This window comes from Xanthovirga aplysinae, from assembly GCF_009711365.1.
Lineage (GTDB): Bacteria > Bacteroidota > Bacteroidia > Cytophagales > Cyclobacteriaceae > Xanthovirga > Xanthovirga aplysinae.
Window position 1 is genome coordinate 1 of the sequence record NZ_SMMB01000890.1, and the last position, 5,136, is coordinate 5,136.

The 5,136-nt window shown below is 33.9% G+C and carries 7 protein-coding genes; 1 reads left to right on the plus strand and 6 read right to left on the minus strand.

All coding sequences use genetic code 11. The features are described 5' to 3' along the window. On the plus strand, positions 1-260 hold a 260-nt coding region (locus E1171_RS23730; protein ID WP_222931436.1), incomplete at its 5' end, for a hypothetical protein. Positions 261-422: 162 nt separating this feature from the next. Here E1171_RS23730 and E1171_RS07470 read toward each other — a convergent pair. From E1171_RS07470 to E1171_RS07495, 6 genes are all read right to left on the minus strand, one after another. After that, complete coding sequence (locus E1171_RS07470; RefSeq protein ID WP_155205387.1) at positions 423-941, minus strand: GNAT family N-acetyltransferase; 519 nt, start codon at positions 939-941, stop codon at positions 423-425. 52 nt (positions 942-993) lie between these two features. After that, positions 994-1,725, minus strand: a complete 732-nt coding sequence (locus tag E1171_RS07475; protein ID WP_155205388.1) for a YqjF family protein — start codon at positions 1,723-1,725, stop codon at positions 994-996. A 73-nt stretch (positions 1,726-1,798) separates the two neighbouring features. Then, complete coding sequence (locus E1171_RS07480) at positions 1,799-2,596, minus strand: lipid II flippase Amj family protein (protein ID WP_155205389.1); 798 nt, start codon at positions 2,594-2,596, stop codon at positions 1,799-1,801. A gap of 122 nt (positions 2,597-2,718) precedes the next feature. Beyond that, positions 2,719-3,261 (minus strand): GNAT family N-acetyltransferase, encoded by a 543-nt coding sequence (locus tag E1171_RS07485; RefSeq protein ID WP_155205390.1) that lies wholly within the window; start codon positions 3,259-3,261, stop codon positions 2,719-2,721. Positions 3,262-3,329: 68 nt separating this feature from the next. Continuing rightward, positions 3,330-3,911, minus strand: a complete 582-nt coding sequence (locus E1171_RS07490) for a hypothetical protein (RefSeq protein WP_222931437.1) — start codon at positions 3,909-3,911, stop codon at positions 3,330-3,332. A gap of 737 nt (positions 3,912-4,648) precedes the next feature. Next, a complete protein-coding gene (locus E1171_RS07495) occupies positions 4,649-5,065 on the minus strand; it encodes a BrxA/BrxB family bacilliredoxin (RefSeq protein ID WP_155205392.1) in 417 nt (138 codons plus the stop codon). Between the last annotated feature and the right edge of the window lie 71 nt (positions 5,066-5,136).

Sequence of the window (5,136 nt, forward strand, 5' to 3'; positions counted from 1 at the left end):
CTGTAGTTCTGTTAATAGCATCCATGTCAAGTTGTGCTACAGTATTTGGGGGAAGAGTAACGGAATACCAAAAAACAAAACCTTTACCTGGACAGCCGCAAAGAGAGGTGAGAGTAGGAGCCTTAATTGCTGATATTATTTTGTTTTGGCCAGGAGCAGTAATTGATTTTGCCACTGGGGCAATTTATCGTCCAGCTCCGAGTGTCCCATATTCTGCTCCTTCTACTAATGTTTCTTCAGAGCAAGGAAGTAATAATTAATTTTAGTTTATAGACATTCTCGTTATGGGAATGTCTGTTTTTGAATTTTCTTACATTGGCTTAATTGTAGTTGCTGCTATTTGAATAAACTCTTGACAGTTAAATAAATCAGTTTCATTTCGAATTATTTTCCCTTTTAATTTTAATTAAAATAAGATCAATCTAGATGTTCAGTAGGAAGTCTTTTCTGTGAAGAATCATATGCCTTAAGTGTTTTTGTTTTTCTACACAATTAGTAAGATTTCTGCTCAGATTTTCTTCAACAAATCCCACTATTTCGTATAAGCGCTTGGCAGCTTTACTCCCCTCTAAAACATCTAATTCCACTTTTTCTGTTTGCCTTAATTTAAATGCCTCTTTTAGAGTAGCTTTTAAAAGAAATAAACCGACTTTATTCCCCTGGAAAGGAGGTTTGACATACATTTGTATGATTTCTCCTGTATTTTTTTCCTCCCTGTTGAAACCACAGATACCAATCAAATTTTCTTTATAAAATGCACCTATCACAAATTTGTCTGTATGTTCCTGTTCCAGGTAGTACTCATAGGCAAGCTTTGGTTTAGCTTTTTGTTCCTCGTAGGTGGAACAAAAATTTTCAGGGAACTTTTTAAGGCTTTCCAGTCTGACGGTTCGATAAATACCTTTATCCCTTGGCCCCAGTTTTCGAAAACAAATGTTCATTTAAAAATTTGATTATTGATAGGAAAGAATAGCAACCCTAAGTGGTTTTTATTTATACAAGCCCGGTTTGACGGCTTTTTAGTAATTTTTTATTTTCTACTGCTATGGGAGATCCCTCAACTAACATTACGGAATTTGGCTTCAAATTATTTAGAAATTCAAAATTTCTCCCATAGACTTCCGAAAAATCTACAGATATAGAATAGTCCATTACATCATATTTTAACCAGGAGGGATGCGTTACTTCATATTCATTGGTTTTTTGGTTGTCTACCTTTGCGTATCCCCAGTAATGCTCTGTGATGAATTCGGTTTCGCTTCCCTGATCTATTTTCGAAGCTTCTTTGGAAGCAGTCAGTTTAAAGTGGTGCCATTTCGCATTTTTCTTCCAGCTGTACTGAATGGTCTGATCTTCCCTGTTTTCCTTCCAGATATGATTCATGGGCATGGTTTCATAATTTTCTTTGTAGATGGTATTGGCCACAAAGGTTAGTGCAGGTTTGGGAACAATTTCTTTAATAAATACTACTCCGCGCCTCCATTCATTTTGAACCCTTCTTTTTACATAAAAACGAAGATTTACTTCTTCAAAATTAACGTGAAAGGGAACCTTTATACCCAGTAATCTGGTGTTAAGAAAACGAAAACCTACCAGGCTCAGGTAGCATTTCTCATTCCAAAGATCTAACTCTGTTCCATAAGGTAGGTATTCTTTTAATAAAGTGGGCTCAATTTCATAATTAACTAAGGCCAACTTTCTCCATTCTGCTTTTAAAAAACTCATTATTTGAATTTACTTTAGTGACCAAATTATTTTTGACGGTTCCAATAGTTATACGAATAATGAGGCTTTCATGCTATAGTAATCTAGCTATTCCAGCAATAAATTCAGAGAAGGGGAGAAATAAAAACTGTGCTGCTAGGGTTCCTAAAAACCTACTAAATACCATTATTCTAATAATAGTTCTGAAGTCTGACTCCTTATATTTTTTCTCCACCACTTCGTCCGTTAGTACTGATAAATAGGGATCGATAACGACAAACATTAAAATGGTAGCTAATCCATTCACTATGGAGGACAATGTACTTGCCGTTGTTCGTAACTCCGGGGTAATGAAACCGGCATAAAGAGAAGATAAAACACCAACAGTCAGAATAGCTACAGCTAAAATATTAAAGATGAATATTTTAATAGGAAAATGGAATTTTGAAATGAACTTAAAATTGTCCTTATGAGGAACCTTTATTTCTCTTCGGATTTGTTTAATGCCTGTTTTTGTGAAACTATGTAAAATAAGTTTTGGAATTGATTTTTGAAGGCTAAAATTGATTACTGCCTTGCTTAAGATTCTTTGAAAAGTAGGAATCATAATAGCTCCGAAAATGGTCGCTAGTGACGTTGCCAATATAATTAATCTGATTTCAAAATTTCCGGGGTGTATATCTGCATTAATATTATTTTCGACCCATTTCGCTAGTAAGGGAGCTTGAAAGGAGTTGGAGGTCCTGGAAATGAGCACCATAATATTAAAAAGGGCAAAAGAAATAGCAATTTTCCCGGTTCTGGTGCCCACAATTCTTACGGAATAGGATAATGTACTTATTAGATGGATGATGAATGTCAATAGTATGACAATAATGATTTGTAAACTCATTAAAAAAATTTTAGTGTCCTTCCAATTTATTTTTTATTAAGACGAGAAAAAAAATAGACATTGAAATGATTTATAATGGCTATTAAAAAATATCTTTTGTTCTTTATTAATTGTGTGTTTCCTTAATAATCTCGTTTATCATTTTCTAAGATTGCGTAATGATAATTATCCTTCCATTCTTCTCTAATGGGTAAAATTTTTCGTTTCATCCCTTCCCTTTTCATACCAATTTTTTCTAATAATTTTATTGAATTAGTATTTTCTGTGGCAACCCCAGCTTCAATTCTGTGCAATTGTAAATGATCAAACCCAAAATTGATAATTCTCCTTACCGATTCAATGGCATACCCATTGCCCCAATGTTTGGGAAGCAGACTGTAATGAATTTCTGCCATTTTGAACTTATGGGGAGCCAAGTGCATGCCGATTTCTCCGATAAATTCATTGGAAGTTTTAATTCGAACCGTCCATCCAAAATTGGTTTTGTTGTTTGAGGAATTTTCCTCAATAAGTGGCGTTAATATTTTTTTTGTTTCCTCAATATTTACAGGTATCCCAATAGTATTAAACTCGGCCACTTCTTCAAATGAATTCATTTTGTGGATATCTGGAATATCGCTCTCGATAATAGGACTGATTTTTAATCGGCTTGTGAATAAATCCATTTTTGTTGGTTTTAAATAAAGGTGTAATTAGTAAAAATACTGGCGCTATTCCTTCTTAGATTGGAGAATTAGCCATTTATCTCAGCAAGTTTTTTAATACAATTCTCTCTTATTTGCCAAATCTGCTTAAATGTCAAATGTGTTACCTTTGAATTAGGTAGCCATATATTTAAAAAATCCCGATGATAATTTACCTTAAAATCTCCAATTTCATGCGCTTGTATTTCAATTTCTTCAAGAATATCTTTTTCTAACTCTTTAAAGGAACCCTGAGTGAAAGTTATATCTGTTCTTTCTCCATTTATGGATAAATAACAATGAGCTTCGGGGATGTAGTCTAATTGGTTTTGAAACAGAATATCTCCAATTCCAGGTGTGTTAAGGGCATTCATTTTGTATATTCCGATGATCAGTTTGATCTGATCTTGATTTTGTTCTTTGGCCAACATTCTTAACAGCGCATGTTTCGTACTACAACTTCCTTTCAGTTCCGAAAAAATTAAAAAGGGGTTGGAGCGATCGCTATTTCTTCCATAGGGTAAATTTCGGGTCCAATTTTTAGCAGTTTGAAAATCTAAGATTCCTAATTCCACAAATTGTTGTGAGACTGGTCCCTTTTGGCCTATATTGAAGTTCATTACTTTTTGCATTTCAGCTTTTATTATATTAAATCTAGAGGGAGGATGAGAAACAACCCTCAGTTTATAAAAAATCGAAAAACTAAAATATAAAATATAAAGATCCTATGTCTTTAACACCTCCCTTTTATTTCACTTGGAGTAGACCGGCCATTACCTTACAAGGATTTTGCAGGCTTTGTCAATCCAGTTAAAGTCCTTGCATTAATTTATTACAATCATTTTGGTACTATATATTTCTGTTTTTGAGGAAAGGAGGAGAGGCTTTTGAATACTTGATAAGGTGAAATGTGATGATAAAATTAATTAATAATATAAGTGAAGCCGATTTTTTAAATGAATGAAACTCTTGATTTAGTTTTTTACTTTTAAAGTACTTGTTTGCTATTTATTTCCCCCGTTGTTTTTACAATGTTTATTGAGCATTCAGCAGTAATAATAGCTGCTTTTACATTAAGATGGTGGAATATTTCAGTTTCATTAGCTAAATATATTGTGGGGACCGCAAAAATGACTTCAATTCCCTCAAATACAAGGGGAGGTGAGGCTCAAAGAAGGTCATTTGCAAGTTTGACCGTTTATTTATAGCGGAATTTTCTAACAAATTGCCTACATGACATTTGAGGTGGCAATTCTTAGATTGATTAATAATCCATGGATTAAAATGGGTGGTGTGCATTAAGGTGGGTAAAAAAATACCATCTCAATTTTTTGTTGAGATGGTATTTTTAATTGAAAAGGATTTTGGATTAGCAATACTCCTCAAAAACCTGTAATAAATGATTTCCTATCATTTCTGCATTTCGTCCTTCGATGTGGTGTCTTTCGATGAAATGAACCAATTCACCGTCTTTAAAGAGAGCGATAGAAGGTGAAGAAGGAGGGTAGGGTAGAGTATATTCTCTTGCTTTTGCAACTGCTTCTTGATCTACTCCTGCAAATACTGTGGCTAAGGTATCAGGTTTTTTTTCACTATTGCTAACAGCAAATTTAACTCCCGGACGGGCAGCGCCAGCAGCACACCCACAAACCGAGTTGATCACTAATAAAGTTGTTCCTTTTTGGTCTTTTAAATGAGCATCTACTTCTTCAGCAGTTTTAAATTCTGTGAAACCTACGGAAGTAAGATCTTCGCGCATAGGTGCAACTAATTCTTCTGGATACATATGTTACCTTTCTTGATTTAAATTTATAATCAAATTCTTTTTAAATTCCATTTACTCTTGGAATCAAAAAT